The organism is Rhodococcus sp. NPDC019647 (genome assembly GCF_044389235.1).
In the GTDB taxonomy this organism is placed as follows: Bacteria; Actinomycetota; Actinomycetes; order Mycobacteriales; family Mycobacteriaceae; genus Rhodococcus_F; species Rhodococcus_F oxybenzonivorans.
In genome coordinates this window covers 313,782-332,852 of the sequence record NZ_JBIRXS010000006.1, presented here as the reverse complement: position 1 = coordinate 332,852, position 19,071 = coordinate 313,782, and the positions used below count along the sequence as shown (strand labels likewise).

Sequence of the window (19,071 nt, the reverse complement as noted above, 5' to 3'; positions counted from 1 at the left end):
GTACTCACGGGCTACTCGAGGCCCTGCTCAATGGCGTACCGGGTGAGTTCGACGCGGTTGGCCAACTGCAGCTTGCGCAAGGTGGCCTGCACGTGGTTCTCGACGGTGCGGTGGCTGAGCGACAGCTTGGTTGCGATCTGCTTGGCGCTCAATCCTTTCGCGACGAAACGCAGGACCTCCGTCTCCCGCTCGGTGAGCTTCGGAACGGCGGGTCCCCGCTCATCGGCGGGCGCACTCGACATCCGGCGATACTCGCCGAGAACCAGGCCGGCGAGGCCCGGTGTGAAGACGGCCTGACCGGCGGCGGTGGCTCGCACAGCCTCCCGCAGCTCCTCCACCGACGCGCTCTTCACGAGGTACCCGGATGCACCCGCCTTCACGGCGTCGAGGACGTCGTCGCGTTCCGACGACGCCGACAGCACGAGGACCCGGCTGTCGGGCGACACCTCGAGCACCGCAGCGGTGGCGGTCGCCCCGTTTCCGTCGGGCAGCTGCATGTCCATGAGTACGACGTCCGGGCGCGCTGCGGCGGCGCGGCGGCCCGCGGCGGCGACGCCGTCAGCCGTCGCGACGACGGTGAATCCGGCGCCCTCGAGGTCCCGGGCGACGGCGTCGCGCCACATCGGGTGATCGTCGACCACCATCACGGTGATGTGACCGCCGGCTTGCTCCTCATCCATGCTGGTCCTCTCCCTTCGGCACGCGGATCTCCCATTCGGTGCCCTGCCCGGGTTCGGTGTCGAGTTCGGCTGTCCCGCCGAGTACTCGGACCCGCCCCAGGATCGACTTCGATATTCCCATGCGCCCTTCGGCTTCCGCCTCGGCCAGTCTGCCGGGGGCGATCCCGGCGCCGTCGTCGCGCACGCTGACGATCACCTCGTCCCCGAGGTCTTCGAGCAGCACGTAAGCCCTGGCTCCGGCCCCGGCATGCTGCGCCACATTGGACAGCGCCGTGTCGACGATCGCGGCCAGTTCCGTGGCCCGTCCCCGCTCGATCGTCACCGGGTCGGCCGGCGTCGACACCGACACCGTGGTGCTGGCCCGGGTGCTCAGGAGGAGCCGCAGGTCGATCACCGCACCGCCCAGGTCTGCGGTCACCCCGGCGCCCTGTTCGGAAATCAGCATGCGCAGCGCCACCTCCTGCTCCCCCGCCAGGTCCGCGAGCTCGGCTGCGGGACCACCGATTTCGTTTCCGCGCCGACGAACGAGGGCAAGTACCTGGAGAACCCCGTCGTGGACTTCGCGGGCGAGGCGTTCGCGTTCCTCCGTCGCCGCTGCCAGCCGTACGGCCCGTTCCAATTGGGCCTGCGCCCGTCTCGCCGTCGTGGTGGCAAGCCCGAGCGCAAGTCCGACCGACACCAGCACAGGCGCCGTGGCGTCACGCCACAGATCCAGGTTGACCTGGTCACGCACCACCGCGCTCACAGTGGCCATCAGGACGCCCGATGCCATCCCCAGCCACGGCCCGCCGAAGACAGCGGCCGAGATCACCGCGTTGGTGACCCACAACGTCGTCGGCAGAGTCTGGTGGTGCTGATACCAGTCGGGGTCGGACACGAGTCTCGTCGACGCCATCAAGGCGATGACGACGAGTTGGTCCGCGATGACGATCTGATAGCGCGGTATTTTCCCGTGCGAGAGCAGCACCGCCGAGACTCCCGACCACACCGCCATCAGCGCAACGAAGAACCAACTCAGTCGCTGATGGGAGTAGTACTGAACGGACACGAACTGGTAGCTGACCGCATACACCAGGGTGACCAGCCGGAACGCCTGCGCCGCCCGCCACAGCGGTGCATCCGGCTGCGTGTCTCGCTCGGCGGCGGCTCGCACGGTCGGCCGGTAGTGCAGCCGAGTGCGGCGCTCATGGTCGTCGGTCATGGGGAACTGTCGGATCGAGAGTGTTGCGGTTCTTCCGGTTCGTCGGGTTCCGCGGGGTAGAGGGGAACGGCGGGATCATCGACCTCGATCGCGTCGAACGTGGCCTCGGGGTCCCCGGACAGCAGCGACCGGACCGCCGTGTTGAGCACGGCGACGATGGGAACGGCGAGTAGCCCGCCGACGATCCCGGCGAGCACGATTCCGGTCGTGATCGCGAGAACTACCGCGAGGGGATGCAGCCGGACGGCGCGACCGAGCAACAGCGGTTGCAGCACGTGGGCCTCGAGCTGCATCACGCCGATGATGATGCCCAGCACGATCAGCGCGGTGAGGAAGCCTTTGGTGACGAGGGCGACGAGGACAGCGAGAAATCCGGTGAGGAACGCGCCGACGATTGGGATGAACGCACCGATGAAGACCAGCGACGCCAGGGGAAGCGCGAGGGGCACCCCCAGGATGGCGAGTCCCGCGCCGATGCCGATGGCGTCGGCGGCTGCGACCGCAACGGTGGCGCGGACGTAACCGATGAGCGAGCCGAACCCCTGGCTTCCGGCCAGCCGAACGCGGGGGCGGGAAGCAGCAGGCACGAGCCGGGTGACGAACTCCCAGATCTGGCTTCCGCCGTAGAGAAAGAAGATGAGAGTGAACAGGGTCAGCAGTGCCCCGGTGAAGATCTCCCCGATGACGGTGGCCGTGGTCAGCGCACCGCTGGTGAGCTGCTCGCGGTTGTCCTGGATCGACTTGACCACGGAGTCGCCGGCCCGGTGGATCTGATCCTCGCTGAAGTGGAACGGCCCACTGGTGAACCAGTTCTGAATCTGGTCGATGCTCGCCTCGAACTGGGCGGTCAGCCCGGGAAGACCCGCGACGAACTGCTCGACCACGAACGTCATGATCCCGGCGACGACACCGATGGACACGACCAGGACCACCACCACCGCCGCCGATCGGGGCACACCCTTCTCCTGCAGCCAGTCCACGAGAGGCACGAGCAGAGCCGAGGCAAGCAGTGCGAGCCCCACGGGAATGAGCACGGTGTCGAGCCTGGCGACGATGTAGCCGAGGGTCAGCAGCCCGGCAACGATGACGAGCAGGCGCCACGTCCACTCCGCCGCCACCCGCACCACCGGATGCACGGATGCCGAGGCACGGTGTCTACGTTCCGCTGCGGTCACCGGTGTCGAGCCCTCGTTCGAGTTCACCTGCGGAGCGTATCGAGCTTCACCAGGTTGCCGGGGAGTTCGCGCCCGAAACAGGCGTGTCCGGACCCATTAGGGGATGTGTCCTGCGCTGCCGAACTTGCCCACCGCTAAATTGAACGGCGTGCGGAAATCATATAGAGCGATCGCGGCGACGGTCCGCAGCAGGTGGCCGCTCTATATGGTCTCGATGCTCCTCGCCAATTTCATCGGCGCCATCCTGGTTTTCGCGTTCGTGCGCTATGGCGTGCCGATCCCCGAGTCGCAGGCCATCATCGCCGACCGGGTGCGCAATGTCGCGATCTTCGGCGGCTACCTGGCCTTCGCCGCGGTGGTGAGTCTCACTGCGGCAGCGATGATGCTGCGGTCCGTCATCCGCTGGCAATTACGCGGCGGCCCGCCCACCCGCAGTGAACAGATGTCGGCGCTGCACGCACCGCTGCGGCAGGCGATCGTGCATCTGGTCCTGTGGATACTCGGCGGCATCATCTTCGTGCTGCTCACCATCACCGAGATGCCCGAACTGGCGGTCGCGGTGATCGTCACGGTCTGCATGGCCGCGACCACCACCTTCGGCTTCACCTACATGCTCGGGGAACGCATTCTGCGCCCGGTGGCGGCGCGCGCCCTCAGCGAGGGGGAATTCGACCGGACCATGGCCCCCGGGGTCGGCACCCGCCTGGCGATGACCTGGGGCCTGGGCACATTGATGCCCGTCATCGGCATCATCCTGCTCTGCGTCACACAGTTGACTACCGACCTCGTGTTCTCTCCCAACGCACTCGCCTGGGCGATCATGCTGCTGTCGATCATCGCGATCGCACAGGCCTTCGCGCTGTCGATGCTGACCGCCAGCCAAATCTCCGACCCCATCAAGCAGCTGCGGCGGGCCATCGAACGGGTCCAGCGCGGTGCCACCGACGTGCGGGTGGAAGTGTTCGACGGAAGCGAGATCGGACGGCTGCAGGTCGGGTTCAACCGGATGATGCGCGAGTCCGACGAGCGGCGACTGCTGCGTGAACTGTTCGGCCAGCATGTCGGGGAGGACGTGGCACGGCGAGCACTCCAGTTTGGCACCGAACTCGGCGGCGAGACGAGGTTCGTGGCCGTTCTGTTCGTCGACATGGTCGGGTCCACCGGTGCGGCGGCCGAACGTCCGCCCGGCGAGGTTGTGAATCTGCTCAACGAGTTCTTCCGCGTCGTCGTCGATGTGATCGACCGACACCACGGATTCGTCAACAAGTTCATGGGTGACGCGGCTCTCGCAATCTTCGGCGCCCCGCTCGACCGCCCCGACGCCCCGACCGCCGCACTGGCAGCTGCGCGGGAGCTGAGGTTCGCGCTCCACGAGATCACCGGCCTCGACATCGGGATCGGCGTGTCCGCGGGCCTGGCCGTCGCCGGAAACATCGGTGCCGCAGAACGATTCGAGTACACCGTGATCGGCGACCCCGTCAACGAGGCGTCGCGACTCACCGAGCTCGCCAAGCTTCATCCCAGCCGCGTCCTGGCATCCACCAGCGCGCTGTACTTCGCCGACGAGGAGGAGCAGGCGCACTGGGAGCTGGGCGAACAGGTGCAGTTACGTGGGCGTCGTCGCAATACCCATCTGGCTTGGCCGGAGGACTATCCGGAGTAATCCGCTACCCGTTGGTTACGCTTGGGATGTGGCCCTGCCTCGTTCCGACCCGCCCACTGCCGAGCCCCCTCGGCAGCGAAGTCGATTCTGGTGGATCAAATGGCTGCTCGGGGCCGGGCTGCTCGCCCTCCTGACCATCGAGGGCATCTACCTGTGGCCGACCCTCAGCGATTCGTGGAAAGCACTCACCGAGATCCACTGGGGATGGGTCGCTGCCTGCATCGCGGCGCAGGCAGTGTCGCTGAGCGGCTACGGCGCCGTCCAGCAGCGGTTGCTTCGAGCCGGAGGCGTCGTCGTCTCCCAGTTGAAGTCCGTGTCCGTCATCTACGCGAGCACTGCGATGGCCGTCAGCCTGCCGGCAGGCCAGGTCTTCTCCACCGCGTTCACGTACAAGCAGACCCGCAAGTGGGGCGCGACGCCTGTCGTCGCATCGTGGCAGCTCGCGATCTCCGGGGTGATCGCCGCAGGCAGCCTCGCGTTCCTCGGCGTGGCCGGCGCGTTCGCCGTCGGAACCAGAGTCAGCCCCATCACCCTGGTCCTGTCACTGATTGCCGCATTCGCCCTGTTCTACGGCTTGCGATACATATCCCGTAACCCCGACTGCATCGAGTCGACGGGACATCGGGTTCTCACTCGGTACAACAGGTTCCGTAAGAACGCTCCGGAAACCGGCGTCGAGCGGTGGAAGGAGATCCTCAGCCAGCTCGATTCGGTGGAGCTGGGCCGGCGCGATTCCCTCGCCGCCTTCGGGTGGTCGGCGGTGCACCGCCTCGCCGATGTGGCCTGTCTCGGGTTTGCCTGCTGGGCCGTCGGCGCCGAACCCTCGTTCGCCGGTTTGCTCATCGCGTTCGCTGCCGCCAAGGCGGTTGCCAGTATTCCGCTGGCACCGGGGGGACTCGGGTTCGTCGACGGCACCTTGATCGCCACCCTGACGGCGGCGGGAACGACGGCGTCGCAGGCGCTCGCAGCGGTCTTCGTCTACCGCATGGTGAGCTACATTCTCGTGGCCCTGATCGGGTGGATCGTCTTCCTCATTCTCTTCCGCCACAATCAGCACGAGGACCTGGAGATGGACCTCGAGTTCGAGCGCCGGGACCAGCCGGGGGCGGAGCACACCCCGCACAGCACCGGCGAAGCCGACACTGCCTAGCGGCTGGTATTTTCGCGCCGAGCCTCGGCGAGCTGGTCTTCGAGCGAGATGATGCGGCAGGCCGCTTCGACTGCTGTGCCGCTGTCGACGAGCTCCCGGACGCGGGCGGCAAGCCGGAGCTGACGCCGCGAATAGCGGCGATGCCCGCCCTCCGAGCGGTACGCCACCAGCAATCCCATGTCGTCGAGACTTCGAAGAAACGCAGCGGTGACAGCGAGAAGATCGGCGGCGCGCCCCATGGTGTAGGCGGGGTAGTCGTCGTTGTCGAGTTCATTGGTGGTGCCGGTGGAGTTATCCACAGTTCCTGCGTCGAGCCCTTCTTTGCGTCGTAAGGGACCCCGGCGCGAGCTCGCGCCGGGGTCCGAAGGGGTTATAGCTGCACCGGCCGCGGCCGGCACAAGGACAAGACATTCATTGCATACGGATCCTGATGATGGATACGCAACACCCGCCTCTCACCTCGACTTCTTGTGAACAGCGTGAGTAGCTGACCTTCTCCTTCTCACGCCGGGTGTTCGGGGGGCGGAGCCACCTCTTCGTGCTTCCGGCTCCGCCCCGTGCCTTCGTCTTTCCTCGGTAGCCCGTCGGCTACCCCGCTAGTTGATTCCCTTTGTTGACGATCAATACTTTAGAACCGTCGCTACCAAAAGTCTACAGTCTCGGCTGGAGATTTTGAGGAGATGGTCAGCACGGTCCACGTCGCCCAGGATGCTGCGCCTCCGCTGCGCGAACAAGAGCCGGCCGTGCGCGTGGGTCGCATGTGCCGCCGCATTACGCTGACCGGGTGAAGAAGTTCCTTCCCGCGCTCGTCGTCGATGTCGTGCTCGTCGTCGTCTTCTGCGCCATCGGCCGCCGGAGCCACGACGAAGCCAACGCGCTGACGGGACTCGCCATCACGGCGTGGCCCTTCCTCAGCGGCCTCGCCGTCGGCTGGGCCGCGACCGTAGCGCTGTACCGCGACAAGTTCGATGCCGTGTTGATTGTGCCGACGGGGCTGCTGGTGTGGTTCTCGACGCTGGTGGTCGGCATGCTGCTCCGCGTTGTCAGCGGTCAGGGCACGGCCTTCAGTTTCATCCTGGTGGCGGGCACTGTTCTGGCGGTGTTCCTTCTCGGCTGGCGTGCGGTCGCGAGAGCCGTCACGAAGGTACGCACCCCCAGCTGATCGGCCGCGGATCCGCCGCGTCACCGCCCGAACCGACGTGCGAAGTGGGACAGTCGTTGCATGAGTGACACCGTCGATCCGCGGCAGGACGAAAAGCGAGCCGACACCGGTTTCTTCGGCCAGCCGTTCGCCCTCGCGAACCTGTTCGGCGTGGAGATGTGGGAGAGGTTCTCGTTCTACGGGATGCAGGGCATCCTGATCTACTACCTCTACTATTCGGCAGCCGATGGCGGCCTCGGAATCTCCGAGGCCTCGGCCACCAGCATCGTCGGCGCCTACGGCGGCACGGTGTATCTCTCGACGATCCTCGGTGCGTGGATCGCCGACCGACTCCTCGGCTCCGAGCGCACCCTGTTCTACAGCGCTGTACTCGTCATGCTCGGGCACATCGCACTGGCCGTCTTCCCGGGCCTGTGGGGTGTGGGGGTCGGACTCGTCTGCGTGGCCTTCGGCAGTGGCGGTCTGAAGGCGAACGCGACCTCGCTGGTCGGCGACCTCTACGACGAGCACGACGAGCGCCGCGACGCCGGGTTCTCCATCTTCTACATGGGTATCAACCTCGGCGCTCTCGTCGGTCCTCTGCTGACCGGCTGGGCGCAGGACACCATGGGCTTCCACGCCGGGTTCGCCCTCGCTGCCGTCGGTATGGCGTTCGGTCTGGTGCAGTACACGCTGGGCCGCAAGCATCTGCGCGGCATCGGTGCGACCGCCCCCAACCCGCTCCCGTCGGACCAGCGCACCAAGTGGATCGCCATTGCCGCCGCAGCAGTGATCGTGATCGCAGCGGCGTGCCTGACCGGTCTGGTCACCACGAGCAACATGTCGGATGTCGTCGTGGCGCTCACTGTCGTCGCGGCCGTCGGCTACTTCGCCATCATCCTGTCGAGCCGCCGCATCACCGCGATCGAGCGGAGCCGGGTCTACGCGTTCATTCCGATGTTCATCGCGAGTGCCGTCTTCTGGTCGCTGTTCCAGCAGCAGTTCACCACCGTCGCGGTCTACTCCGACAAGCGACTCGACCGCAACCTGTTCGGATGGGACTTCCCGCCCTCCTGGGTGCAATCGATCAACCCGGTCTTCATCATCATTTTCGCGGGCGTGTTCGCCGCCGCATGGACGAAGCTCGGGCCGCGCCAGCCGTCCTCCCCCGTCAAGTTCGCGATGGGCACGATGATCATGGGGTTGGCGTTCCTGGCGTTCATTCCGATGTCCGGTGGTGGCGCCAACAGCGCTCCACTGCTCGGCCTGTGCGGCATTCTCCTGCTGTTCACCTTCGCGGAACTGCTCCTGTCGCCGGTCGGGTTGTCGCTGTCGACCAAGCTCGCCCCTGAGGCTTTTCACACGCAGATGGTTGCCCTGTTCTTCCTGTCCGTGGCGCTGGGTACCGCGATGGCGGGCACGTTGGCCGGTTTCTACAACGAGAGCAACGAGGTTCCCTACTTCACCGCTATCGGCCTCGGGTCCATCGCGGTGGGCGTGCTGCTGGCGGTCGGCTCACCGTGGATCAAGCGTCTGATGAAGGGAGTGCATTGACCCCGGTTCGTGGTCGTCCGCTCACCGCATCCACAGCCACCCGGCGAGGCCGAACCCTGCCACCGCGATCACGACACGGAGTATCGACGGCGGAATCCGCTTGACCACCGGCGGGCCGCACCACCCACCGGCAAGGGCACCGATCGCCATCGCCGCCGCGGCGCCCCAGTGAACGGGTCCGAACACCGCGAAGCTGAGAGCCGCCACGAGGTTCGCGATACCCAGGAGGAAGCTCTTCAGGATGGTGGCGCGCCAGATCGTCTCGGACGTGAGGATCAGCGCGCTCGCCAGGAAGATGACGCCGGCTCCCGCGCCGAAATAGCCGCCGTAGATTGCGACGACGAACAGGGACAGCATGTAGGTACGGGGCAGGTCGCGCTCCCCTGCGAACGCGCGGATCCGCGGCTGCAGGAGCAGGGCAAGCGCGGCGAACGCCACCATGAACGGCACCACGGCCTCGAAGGAACCCTCGGGGGCGCCCAGGAGGATGGCGGCCCCGACGATTCCACCGGCAGCGGACGCCAACACCCAGCGCCACAACTTCGGGCCCGTGTCCGCCACCTCGCGCGTCGAGTTGGAGAGTGCGCCGACGCCGACGGCCACCATCGCAACGGTGTTGGTGACGTTCGCGGTGACAGGCGGCAGGCCCGCGGCGAGTAGGGCCGGGTACGACACGATGGAGGCCAGTCCGGTGACGAAGCCGACCAGTCCCGCGAAGAACCCCGCGACGACGAGTAGACCGATATCGAGCAGGGGCACAGGTGAGAAACTTACCCTTGCGTACTTACTCCTTCAGCGCCGCCGCACGACGCCGGTGAACGCGGGGTCAGCTCGCCGGCTTGGCCATCTCCCGGAACAGCATGTCGGTCATCTTCACGGCGCGGTCGCCACCGTCCGCGTCGGCAACGAGCACCGCGAAGGCGAGGTCTCCGCGGGATCCGTAGAACCAGCGGTCATCGCCGCTGGCCCCGTTCATGCCGATGAGGTCGGGGTAGCCGTTCAGCAGAGAAGCGCCGCCGCGCACCACGTTGTCCCGCATCATTGCGCGCAGCTGATCGGTGACGTTCGCGGGAAGCGGCTGCGCCGCCACCTCGGTGGTCCCCGGCTGACCCTGCACGATCATCGGTGCGGGCGCACTGCCCCGGGCGATCGACGCCGCCACCATCGCCATTCCGAACGGTGTCACGGCGGGTAGGTCCTCGTTCTTGCGGTTCATCACCTGGTTCATTCCCGACTGGTCGGCAGTGAACACCGCGGTCTGGTGGTCGAGCCCCGGAACGTTGTAGTTCATCCCGAGTCCGAATTGGTTCCCTGCCTTCGCGATGTCCTCCATCGACAGCGACGACGGGTCGACGCCCTTCTGCAGTCCTGCGGCCTTCTTGATCAGGTCGAGGTTCGACCCGGCCGGGTAGAGACCCTGGAAGGTGATCGGCCCCTGCTCCATCGCCTGGTTGTTCTGCGCTGCGGCGAGGACGGCCCCGGTGGACGGCTGGATCGCGATGATCGATGCCGGGGTGCCCACACTGACCACCGCTTCCTCCGCAGCCAACTGCAGCCGCGAGTCCATGGTGGCGACGATGTCGGGTCCGGGTGGGCCCTGGAATCCCGCCTGCGGGATCAGCGAGCCGTCGGGATCGACGAGGTGCACGGCCCAGCCGGCGGTGGCGTCACGGTTGGCTTGCCACACCTTCCGCAGCGGGTCGAGCAGCGGGGTGGTGATGCGGCGATCCGCTGTGATCAGTTTCGGTGTCTTGATCACCACGACCCCGGGGATGTTCAAGTCCTCCTCGAGGTACAGGTAGTCCTGATCGCGCAGGAGGACTGCGGTGACCTGCTCTCCCGGTTTCTGGGCGAGATCGGCCATCATCGTGTCTGCCGTCACCAGCGGAGCCACCGGTTCGAGAACTTCGGCAAGGCGGCGGGTAGTCGCGACGGGATCCGGCATCGTGGCCGGATCCAGGGTGATCGCATTGATGGTCTGCTCGTTCATCAGCAGCGCACCGGCGGCGTCGAAAATCCTGGGCGGAGCGGCGTCCGTCCGGTCGTAGCGGACGATACGCCCGTTACCGAGGTCGGGCGCGAGGATCGACGGATCCCACGAGATGCGCCAGCCCACCGACAGATGCCGTACGCCGCCCTGCACCTGATAGCTCCAGTCCTTGCCCTTACCGAAGTTCCACGCGGCACCGACGGTGAAGAATCCGGAGTCGGATCCGAGGTCCATGAACTGGGTGAGGTCGAACTGGGCGTCCTCGGGTTTCAAGCCGTCGAACATCTGCTGAATCGCCGACTCTGCGGCGTTGGGATACGAGGTGTGTGCGGCAGCGGCAGCGGCATCGCGCTCGTTCAGCGCTTCGACGAAGGAGGCGACGACCGACTTGGCGTCGGCCTCCTCTGTCGACATCACGCAGGACGCCAGAACGACCGCTGATATCACAGCCGTTATGAGGGCGATCACGTATTTGTTGCGGCGTCCAAGCGATCGTCCATTCCCCATGTCCACCATCTTGCTTTCAGTCACATGCGTAACAAGCACAACTTGCCTACGAAGGAGTTACGGTTGAGCCACAACTTATCTCGTCGAGCACGACCAGCGAACCGGTTTAGCGCAGAAAACGCCCCGCGGCCTGCACAGCAGGGGCCGAGCTGTCTCCTGTGGCGACAAATACGGCAAATGCGAGATCGTCCTTGATTCCGACGAACCAGCCGTGTGCCGGACCGTTACCGGACTCCGCCGTGCCGGTTTTTCCGAGCAGTCCCGGAATGTCCTGCAGCGCAGTAGCGGTACCGCCGGTCACGGTTTCACGCATCATAGTCCGCAGATCCGCGGTCACCTCGGCAGGCACCGGCGGGGCCGTCCGATCGGCAGTGCCCGGCTGGCCCGCCACGATCATGGGCGCCGGCGTGGAGCCGTGAGCGATCGACGCCGCGACCAATGCCATTCCGAAGGGGGACGCGGTCACCTGACCCTGACCGATCGCCGATTCGACACGAGCCGCCGGGCTGTCGGCGATCGGTACGTTGCCGGTCACGGTTGTCAAACCCGGTGTCACATAATCCACCCCGAGTCCGAACTGCAGGGCCGCGTTCTGTAGGGCATCGGCCGGAAGCCCCACAGCCAACCGGCCCATCGTGGTATTGCACGATCGGGCGAAGGCGGTGTGCAGCGGGACCTGACCCAGGTCGAATTGATCGTCGTTGGGTATCTGCCTGCCCTCGATGTTCTCGGTTCCGGGGCAGGGCAGCACCGTGTCGATGGTGGCGGATCCGGCCTGCAGGGCAGCCGACGTCGTGACCGTCTTGAAGGTGGACCCCGGCGGGTACAGGCCGGTGAGCGCGATCGGGCCGAGCGCGTCGGCGGGAGCGTTCTGCGCGACCGCCAGCACGGCACCGGTGGACGGGCGCAGGGCGACGATCGCGGCCTGCTGCGGCATGTCCGCCAGTGCCCGCTCGGCCGCCGTCTGCATCGGGAGGTCGAGGGTGGTCGTGATGTCGGGGGCGACGGGGCCGTCCTCCCCCGCGATGCTCTCCGCCGAGCCGTCGGCTGAGACCAACTGGACGGCCCACCCGGCGGAGGCGTCCTGCCCCTGCTGCCACAGGTCGGCGAGTCCGGACAGCGTCGGGGATGCCAGTGCCTTGTCGGTGCTCAGCAGTCGCGCCTGCGGGACGAGCGTCACCCCCGGAAGTGCGGTCAGTTGCGCCTCGATGGGCGCCAGATCCTCCGCACGCAGGCTGATCGCGGTGACGGGTTTGCCCTGGGCATCGGCCACATCCTTCTGCAGCGACGCCGGGGTGATCGTGGGTGCGAGGGGGGCGAGCAGCGCTGCGACCGCGGCGGTGTCCGCACCCTGGTCCAGGTTCACCAGAGTGACCACTTGCTCCGTGAGAATCGGCGCGCCCGACGCCGACAGCACCTTTGGCGGCCGCCCGGTCGTCGGGGTGTAGCGAACGGTCGTGTCTTCCGTGAGCCCGGGCGCAAGCACAGCCGGGTCCCAGGTGATCTTCCAGTCGTCACCCTGCTTCGCCGCGTTGCCACTCGTGCTGTACTTCCACTGCTGACCTTCGGCGAAGGGCCAGGTGACCTCCATCGTGAAGGTTCCGGCGTCGTCGCCCGACTCCTGCACTTCGGTACGGGCAAAGGTTCCGTCCTTGTTGCCCAGCCCGTCGTAGAGGGCGGTGATGGCCGCCGATGCGGCGGCGGGGTCGGTGGTGAGGGCCGCGGCTGCCTGGACGTCATCGGCATTCAGAGCATCGACGAATTCCTGGCTGACGGTATCCGGCTGATCCGGTCCGAAGAGGCCGCAGGCGGACAGCGTCATCGCGAGGACGGCTATGCCGGCGATGGCCTTACGTCTGGGGCCGGTGGGACTGTGACGAACTGTTGAGGTGCGCACGTAGTCGATCATGCCTGAGATGCTGGCGGCCCTGACGATAAGGGTGTAATCATGTAATCAGTGCTTCGTCACACAGACAGAGCACCCAGGCTCCCAGGAGGACGCCATGAAGAACGCCCAGGCCCCCGGAGACCGCCGTTTCGGCCGTCCCGGCGGATGGCAGCAAGCAGATGTTCCCGATGCGAGCGACGCGGCCGACTGGTTCGCCGGCCGACTGCCCGACGACTGGTTCACCGGGCCGGCCACCGTCGAGGTCGACCGTGAGGAGATCGTCGTCGTGGGAGAGCTGCCTCCCGTCGAGTCCGGCGACCCCGCCTCGGAGGCCGCCGTCGACGGGCGCATCGCACGCTTCCGCGAAAGCACTCGCGCCGACCGAATGCGCATCGCACACGAGGCCGAGCTCCGCTACGGACGGAAGGTGGCGTGGGGAGTCACCCTCGACGGCCGCCGCTCGTTGTTCACTCACCTCGCCGTGCCGGTGATGACCCGACTTCGCCAGCCCGAACGCAAGGTTCTCGACACACTGGTCGACGCCGGGGTGGCGCGATCTCGCTCGGACGCCCTGATGTGGACGGTTCGACTCGCAGGCAAGCACAGTGAGCAGTGGCTCACCGAACTGCGCGAGGCGATGGCGAAGGTGGACGAACTGCGCGCGGACGGCCCGCAGATTTAATTCGATTGCCGCGGCATCGGGTGGGCCCTACCCTGAACTCACCCGATGCGCCCAGGGCGCGTCAGACGAAAGGACACGGGCCGTTGCTCCTGACGAGGTAGTTCCGCGAGTCTTCATCCGCACACACCTCGGAGTACCCCATGGCCCAGTCGTATCTGTCCCTGTCCGATCTCACTTTTTCATGGCCTGACGGCGAACCGGTCTTCGACGGCGTCGACGCCGTGTTCGGCTCGGGCCGTACCGGCGTGGTCGGCCTCAACGGCACCGGAAAATCCACCCTCCTTCGCCTGATCGCCGGCGTACTGCAGCCCGACCGGGGGTCGATCGTCACACGCGGCGAGGTGGCCTACCTGCCGCAGGACATCACCCTCGATCCGGGTCTGCGGGTAGACCGGATCCTCGGTATCGCCGATCTTCGCCACTCGCTGCACCGGATCGAATCCGGGGTGGGCACCCCTGAGGACTTCGACGCTGCCCAGGGTCGCTGGGACATCGAGGAACGCGCGATCTCGACGCTGCACAAACTCGGGCTCGAGCGGGTGCTCGGCTCCGCGAGAGACCTCGATCGCACGGTCGGCACACTGTCCGGGGGTGAAACGGTCCTGCTCGGCTTCACCGCAAAGCTGCTGACCGAACCGGACATACTTCTGCTCGACGAGCCCACCAACAATCTGGACGGAAGTTCACGCCGCAGGCTCTACTCCCTCGTCGAGCAGTTCTCGGGCGCCATGCTGGTGGTCAGCCACGACCGTGATCTGCTCGACCTGATGGACGCCACCGCGGAGCTACGCGGCGGCGGTATCCGGATGTTCGGCGGCAACTTCAGCATCTACCAGGAGATCGTGGAGGCGGAGCAGGAAGCTGCGTTGGCCGCGGTGCGGGACGCGCGTGGTGACGTGCAGAAGCAGAAACGGGAGCTTGCCGAGGCGCGGGTCAAACTGGATCGGCGCAAACGCTACGGCCAGAAGATGTTCGAGACCAAGCGTGAACCGAAGATCGTGATGGGGATGCGGAAGCGTCAAGCCCAGGAATCGGCGGGGAAGCTGCGGAACAACCACATCGCGAAGGTCGACGAGGCCAGGGAGTCGTTGACGGAAGCGGAGAGTGCCGTCCGGGACGACCGCGAGGTCCGCATCGAACTTCCCGACACGGAGGTGCATTCGGGCCAGGACGTGATTTCGGTGCAGGACCTGAAACTCGGCAGCGGACAACGGGTGTCGCTGCACGTCGTCGGGCCGGAGCGTATCGCACTGGTCGGGCGCAACGGTGTCGGCAAGACGACGCTGCTCGACGCAATCGTGGCAGCGGGACCGCGCGTACCGTTCAAGTTTCTGCCACAGCGGCTCGACGTCTTCGACGAGGCGCTCACGGTGGCGCAGAATGTCGCCGCCGCGGCGCCGCACGCCTCGCAGGCGCAGATTCGCGCACAGTTGGCTCGGTTCCTGTTCCGCGGGAACGACTCCGACGTGCTCGCCTCGGCATTGTCGGGCGGCGAACGGTTACGAGCAGCTCTCGCAACGATGTTGCTGGCCGAACCTGCACCCCGCCTGCTACTGCTCGACGAGCCGACGAACAACCTCGACCTCCCGAGTCTGTCGCATCTCACGCAGGCGCTCCGCAGTTTTCGGGGAGCACTGATCGTGGTGAGTCACGACCGTCGTTTTCTCGAGGACATCGGGGTGACGCGGCGGCTGGAACTCACCGAGGACCGGCTGCTGTAGGACCGGCGGGAAGATCGTGCACACTGGGCGGGTGAAGCACGCTACCAATTCCGTCGACGGTGTCCGGGTCGCGTACGAGACCGTCGGCGACGGGGAACCCTTCGTCCTCATCCACGGCACTGCGCTGTCACATGCCATCTGGCGAGGGTTCGGTTACGTTCGCGCACTTCGGGATCGGTACCGGTTGATCCTCGTCGATCTGCGTGGACACGGCCGCAGCGACAAACCACACGATCCGGCCTCGTATGCCATGGACTTGATGAGCGCCGACATCGTGGCGGTCCTCGACGAGGTCGGGTTGCCCAGCGCGCACGTTCTGGGCTATTCGCTCGGTGGGCGTGTCGCGCTGGCACTGGCGGTTCAGTACCCCGAACGCCTCGAGAGTCTGATCATCGGAGGCGGCAGCAGCGTCTACGTAGATCTCATACTACCTGCCACTGGTGTGGTGTTGGTCGGAGATGTACGTGTGTCACGGCTACCCGCATCACCTTGCGGTGGTGCGGGTTTGACCGTGTCCCATACCGACGCTTGTGGTGCAGGAACATGTTGTTTCGGAGTCACCCCCACCCGCGGCGTTGCGGTGGGCAGGCTGCGGCGGACCCGGCGATGCCGCGGCCTGCTCGGGGTCGGGCTGGTCTTGTCCCGGGACTTGCGGACCGGTGCGTGCTCGGCGACCTGGATCGCGGGCAAGCGCCCTCGCCGACGGGTGGCCTTGCCTTTGCCGAGCAGGGCGCGTTTGGCCAGGTTCACCCCGGCGATGTGGTCCCGGTTGCCGCCGACCCGGCACCCCTGGCACCACGCGGTGTGATAGCCGCCGGGGCGGGTGAGGGGTTCGTCGCAGCCCGGACATTGTGCGGAGGAGCCGCGTGCCGGCACCACGACCACCGCGATACCGACACCCGCAGCGGTGTGCGTAAGCGCAGCGGCCGCTTGGCGGCGGGCGGACTGCGCGGCCCGGTTGTTGTTGACCCGACCGTGTCCGCGGGTCTCGAGGGTGGCCAAGTCCTCGACCGCGATCACCTGCGCGCCCGCCGCGGCGGCGTAATCGGCGACCTGACGGCCGAAGTGGAATCCCAGTTCCCGATTGATCTTCCCCCGCTTGGCGCCCACCGCCTTCCGCTGCCCGTCGAGGACGGCGATCTTCGCCTCCAGCCGGGCACGGACCTCGGGTGGGGCGGTGGCGGCCAGCCGCGTCAACCGGGCCGCCTTGCGGTGCAGCATCTGGCCTTCGGTCTGCAGGCGGGCCAGTTTGATTCCGAGGCCGCGGTCGTCGTACGTCCAGCCCCGGTAATCCGACGACAACCCGGCCGGGCCGTCAGCGGTGATGGCGGCGGCGCCGAGTGTGGACGGGGACCAGTCGACCCCGACCGCGACCGTGCTGGCCATCAGATCGGCGGCGGGGATGAGTTCGGTCGCGGCGCACCGCCAGAGTAGACCCCGGTGGTCGAGGACGAGGGTCGGCAGATGCCAGTCGGTGATCGCCCGACCGTGCAGGTGCGCGGGGATGGCGGCGGTCAGCCGGACCCGCTGCCACTGCGCCCGCCCCGCCGGGGTCGGGCTGGTGGGCAGCTTCACCGTCAACACCAGCTCGTGGTCTGTCGCGGTGAGCTGTGCGAGCTGCCGATCGGCGGCGGAGAGTCGGGCCATCGCGCTCGTCTGTGGTGGTCCCTGGACGTCGGTGATCCGCAACCGCGCCGACTGCGCCCTGTCGGTGCGGCGAGAGCGCGCGATGACCTGGCGTTGCACGCCCCGGGCGAAACCCAATGGCACAGAGTCGCCTGGTTCGGTCGGCGGCGCGAGAGTGCCGGTGGCCGGGTCGAACCGCTCAGACAGCGCCGCGATCGCCGCATCCCGGAAGGCCAGGGTCCGCAGAGACGCCATCACCTGCGCCGTCACCACCCTGCTCACCCGTGAGGGCACGTAGATTCCGTCCGGGTAGTGCGGGTTCCAGCCGAGGCGGGCGGCGGCGACGTGACCCTGTGCGGGCAGCCTGCGACCCGCACCGTCCAGCCCGGCGGCGAGCACGTCGAACGTGACCGGCTGCCACAGCCGTGCCGTCAACTCGGTGCCGACCGCCGCTATCAGGTCGAGCAACCACCCCACCCTGGTATCGACATCGTCGAGTCCAATCTGCTCGCCGGTCGCGTCGTCGACCGCCACATGGGCGCGGGTGGTGAACGCGAACTGCCGCGGCGCAGTCGATTCCGGCCCGATCATGCCGGCCGACCCGGCGCCAGGCACAACCCGAACAAACCCGGGCCGATCGGTCTTCCGAGAAGAGCTACCATCCCCGAAAAGCCCATCGGTCACCCCCCTTTCCCCGCCCTCTGCCACGCCACCTCTCGTAGGGCCTCGACTGTAACGCCGACCTCCGACAAGAACCGCTCGATCCGCGCACCTGTGAACCGAGCCAATCGATCCCGCCACACCACACCACACCAGGTTTCGGGCCCCCGGGCCGCGTCGTCGAGCATCCGGCCGCGCCCCGCCCGCTGCTCCCTCGAGACACGAACCGCGATCCTTGCAGATCCGATACATCGCACCAATATTGCTCTTCCGCAACATCTTGCTGATCGGCTGGCGACGCCTCCCACCCTGCCGAACCCGACACCCCAATAGCACCTTCGTCCTCTCGGGAGTCGCTCCCGCACAACAGGATACAGTCCTGCACAGATCGGCACCCCGGTCCGCGCGGCTACAGAGTGGGGACCCGCGCGCCGAGAAGGCAACCGACCCTCCGTCGGCGTCCTTGCTCACCCCAACGACCGGCAGCCCACGAGTTCCGGAGACGCCAATCAGAGATGACAGACAGTGCCAGAAACTGATAGCGAGTTTTAGATACCTTGGCAACAGATGAGAGCCTCCCGCAGGCCGGCGCTTTCGATCGCTTGTTCTTCCCCGGCTGCATCGACGTGCTTGAGCAGGAGGGGATGGATGCGTTTCTCGAACGATGGAATGCCCGGCGCTCCTGGCCGATCGACGCAGGCACGCGTGCGGCATTCAAAGCCAACGACGCGAAGGCATTGGCGGCGTACATGCGGCGTTCGGGCGACGAACCGGGTGTAGACGACGAGGTGCTACGTCGGATAACCGTCCCGACGCTGCTGTTCGTCGGATCCAAGGATGCCGAACGCCTGGGTGACACGCGGCGGGCGGCGTCTCTCATTCCAGGGGCGTCGTCGGTGATTCTTCCTGGCTTCGACCACTCGAGCGCGGTGGCCGCGAGCACCGAAGTGCTCGCGGCCGTCGAGCCGTTCCTGGCTTCGGCGTGAGAGGCTACACCCACTCCACCAACTGGATGATCACTCCGTTCGGGTCGCTCATCTGGAAGTAGCGCTCACCCCAGGGTTCCGTTTCGATGGGCGTGACGATCGGGACACCCTCGGCCTGCAGCCGCTCGTACTCGGTGTCGATGCCGTCGACGACCAGCGCGATGAGCAGTCCCTGCCCGGCCGCACCCGCGATGTGCGCGGGCTTGAACGTTTCGAGTCCTGTCCGCAGGAAGACCAGGCTGAAGCCGACGTCTTCACGCTTCAGCGACACGAATCCGTCGGCTGCCATGTCCTCGACGAAACCGAGATGGGTCTTGGCGAAATCGGCCGATGCAGTCGGGTCGGCGACGTTCAGTGACAGTGCGCTTGCCGTGACCTTCACAGTGGTGTCCTTTCCTTGACGACACCCCTCTAACGTACGCCGTACGATATTTGTTCCCGAGGTGT

At 66.7% G+C, this 19,071-nt stretch carries 15 protein-coding genes and 2 pseudogenes; 8 read left to right on the top strand and 9 right to left on the bottom strand.

Annotated elements, in window-relative coordinates:
- Positions 1 to 11: 11 nt before the first annotated feature.
- The 3 genes from ACH49N_RS15620 to ACH49N_RS15610 are packed head-to-tail and all read right to left on the bottom strand — an operon-like array spanning position 12 to position 3,017.
- Entirely contained in the window at positions 12 to 680 is a 669-nt protein-coding gene (locus tag ACH49N_RS15620; protein WP_159924111.1) for a response regulator transcription factor, read from the bottom strand.
- Positions 673 to 1,881, bottom strand: a complete 1,209-nt coding sequence (gene macS, locus ACH49N_RS15615; protein WP_358276783.1) for a MacS family sensor histidine kinase — start codon at positions 1,879 to 1,881, stop codon at positions 673 to 675. The genes ACH49N_RS15620 and macS overlap by 8 nt, the downstream gene beginning before the upstream one ends.
- A complete protein-coding gene (locus tag ACH49N_RS15610) occupies positions 1,878 to 3,017 on the bottom strand; it encodes an AI-2E family transporter (RefSeq protein ID WP_358276807.1) in 1,140 nt (379 codons plus the stop codon). The genes macS and ACH49N_RS15610 overlap by 4 nt, the downstream gene beginning before the upstream one ends.
- A 244-nt stretch (positions 3,018 to 3,261) precedes the next feature.
- On the opposite strand from ACH49N_RS15610, the gene ACH49N_RS15605 reads away from it, so the two are divergent.
- Positions 3,262 to 4,719, top strand: coding sequence for an adenylate/guanylate cyclase domain-containing protein (locus tag ACH49N_RS15605; protein WP_109333310.1), 1,458 nt, complete (start codon positions 3,262 to 3,264; stop codon positions 4,717 to 4,719).
- 28 nt (positions 4,720 to 4,747) lie between these two features.
- Positions 4,748 to 5,869, top strand: a complete 1,122-nt coding sequence (locus ACH49N_RS15600) for a YbhN family protein (RefSeq protein ID WP_358276782.1) — start codon at positions 4,748 to 4,750, stop codon at positions 5,867 to 5,869.
- Here the strand turns inward: ACH49N_RS15600 and ACH49N_RS15595 are convergent.
- On the bottom strand, positions 5,866 to 6,108 hold the full coding sequence (locus tag ACH49N_RS15595) for a MerR family transcriptional regulator (protein WP_358276806.1): 243 nt from the start codon (positions 6,106 to 6,108) through the stop codon (positions 5,866 to 5,868). The genes ACH49N_RS15600 and ACH49N_RS15595 overlap by 4 nt on opposite strands.
- A gap of 545 nt (positions 6,109 to 6,653) precedes the next feature.
- Between ACH49N_RS15595 and ACH49N_RS15590 the strand changes: the two genes are divergently transcribed.
- Both ACH49N_RS15590 and ACH49N_RS15585 read left to right on the top strand, forming a co-directional pair.
- Positions 6,654 to 7,031: a DUF3054 domain-containing protein gene (locus tag ACH49N_RS15590; RefSeq protein WP_159924105.1), complete on the top strand. Its 378-nt coding sequence runs from the start codon at positions 6,654 to 6,656 to the stop codon at positions 7,029 to 7,031.
- Between the two features lie 60 nt (positions 7,032 to 7,091).
- Complete coding sequence (locus ACH49N_RS15585; protein WP_358276781.1) at positions 7,092 to 8,564, top strand: peptide MFS transporter; 1,473 nt, start codon at positions 7,092 to 7,094, stop codon at positions 8,562 to 8,564.
- 21 nt (positions 8,565 to 8,585) lie between these two features.
- Here ACH49N_RS15585 and ACH49N_RS15580 read toward each other — a convergent pair whose 3' ends face one another.
- From ACH49N_RS15580 to ACH49N_RS15570, 3 genes are all read right to left on the bottom strand, one after another.
- Complete coding sequence (locus ACH49N_RS15580; protein ID WP_358276780.1) at positions 8,586 to 9,323, bottom strand: sulfite exporter TauE/SafE family protein; 738 nt, start codon at positions 9,321 to 9,323, stop codon at positions 8,586 to 8,588.
- A gap of 67 nt (positions 9,324 to 9,390) precedes the next feature.
- Positions 9,391 to 11,070, bottom strand: a complete 1,680-nt coding sequence (locus ACH49N_RS15575) for an NTF2-like N-terminal transpeptidase domain-containing protein (RefSeq protein WP_358276805.1) — start codon at positions 11,068 to 11,070, stop codon at positions 9,391 to 9,393.
- A 97-nt stretch (positions 11,071 to 11,167) separates the two neighbouring features.
- A complete protein-coding gene (locus ACH49N_RS15570; RefSeq protein WP_250776555.1) occupies positions 11,168 to 12,970 on the bottom strand; it encodes a penicillin-binding transpeptidase domain-containing protein in 1,803 nt (600 codons plus the stop codon).
- Positions 12,971 to 13,064: 94 nt separating this feature from the next.
- Between ACH49N_RS15570 and ACH49N_RS15565 the strand changes: the two genes are divergently transcribed.
- The 3 genes from ACH49N_RS15565 (at position 13,065) to ACH49N_RS15555 (ending at position 16,160) form a co-directional block, all read left to right on the top strand.
- Positions 13,065 to 13,631, top strand: coding sequence for a hypothetical protein (locus ACH49N_RS15565; protein ID WP_358276779.1), 567 nt, complete (start codon positions 13,065 to 13,067; stop codon positions 13,629 to 13,631).
- Between the two features lie 140 nt (positions 13,632 to 13,771).
- Positions 13,772 to 15,352 carry an ABC-F family ATP-binding cassette domain-containing protein gene (locus tag ACH49N_RS15560; RefSeq protein ID WP_358276778.1) on the top strand — a complete coding sequence of 527 codons (1,581 nt, stop codon included), beginning with the start codon at positions 13,772 to 13,774 and terminating at the stop codon, positions 15,350 to 15,352.
- 13 nt (positions 15,353 to 15,365) lie between these two features.
- Complete coding sequence (locus tag ACH49N_RS15555) at positions 15,366 to 16,160, top strand: alpha/beta fold hydrolase (protein ID WP_358276804.1); 795 nt, start codon at positions 15,366 to 15,368, stop codon at positions 16,158 to 16,160.
- Here ACH49N_RS15555 and ACH49N_RS15550 read toward each other — a convergent pair.
- Positions 16,145 to 16,573 (bottom strand): annotated as a pseudogene (locus ACH49N_RS15550) (transposase); the annotation flags it as partial. The gene ACH49N_RS15555 and the pseudogene ACH49N_RS15550 overlap by 16 nt on opposite strands.
- Positions 16,574 to 18,210: 1,637 nt before the next feature.
- On the opposite strand from ACH49N_RS15550, the pseudogene ACH49N_RS15545 reads away from it, so the two are divergent.
- Positions 18,211 to 18,624: pseudogene (locus tag ACH49N_RS15545) on the top strand (alpha/beta fold hydrolase); the annotation flags it as partial.
- 4 nt (positions 18,625 to 18,628) lie between these two features.
- Here ACH49N_RS15545 and ACH49N_RS15540 read toward each other — a convergent pair.
- Positions 18,629 to 19,006, bottom strand: coding sequence for a VOC family protein (locus ACH49N_RS15540; RefSeq protein ID WP_159924097.1), 378 nt, complete (start codon positions 19,004 to 19,006; stop codon positions 18,629 to 18,631).
- Positions 19,007 to 19,071: the final 65 nt, after the last annotated feature.

Bases quoted from the DNA above. Each gene is read 5' to 3' on its own strand.
- ACH49N_RS15620 (WP_159924111.1), bottom strand. From the start codon at position 680: ATGGATGAGGAGCAAGCCGGCGGTCACATCACCGTGATGGTGGTCGAC.
- macS (WP_358276783.1), bottom strand. From the start codon at position 1,881: ATGACCGACGACCATGAGCGCCGCACTCGGCTGCACTACCGGCCGACC.
- ACH49N_RS15605 (WP_109333310.1), top strand. From the start codon at position 3,262: ATGGTCTCGATGCTCCTCGCCAATTTCATCGGCGCCATCCTGGTTTTC.
- ACH49N_RS15595 (WP_358276806.1), bottom strand. From the start codon at position 6,108: ATGGGGCGCGCCGCCGATCTTCTCGCTGTCACCGCTGCGTTTCTTCGA.
- ACH49N_RS15585 (WP_358276781.1), top strand. From the start codon at position 7,092: ATGAGTGACACCGTCGATCCGCGGCAGGACGAAAAGCGAGCCGACACC.
- ACH49N_RS15575 (WP_358276805.1), bottom strand. From the start codon at position 11,070: ATGGTGGACATGGGGAATGGACGATCGCTTGGACGCCGCAACAAATAC.
- ACH49N_RS15570 (WP_250776555.1), bottom strand. From the start codon at position 12,970: ATGATCGACTACGTGCGCACCTCAACAGTTCGTCACAGTCCCACCGGC.
- ACH49N_RS15565 (WP_358276779.1), top strand. From the start codon at position 13,065: ATGAAGAACGCCCAGGCCCCCGGAGACCGCCGTTTCGGCCGTCCCGGC.
- ACH49N_RS15560 (WP_358276778.1), top strand. From the start codon at position 13,772: ATGGCCCAGTCGTATCTGTCCCTGTCCGATCTCACTTTTTCATGGCCT.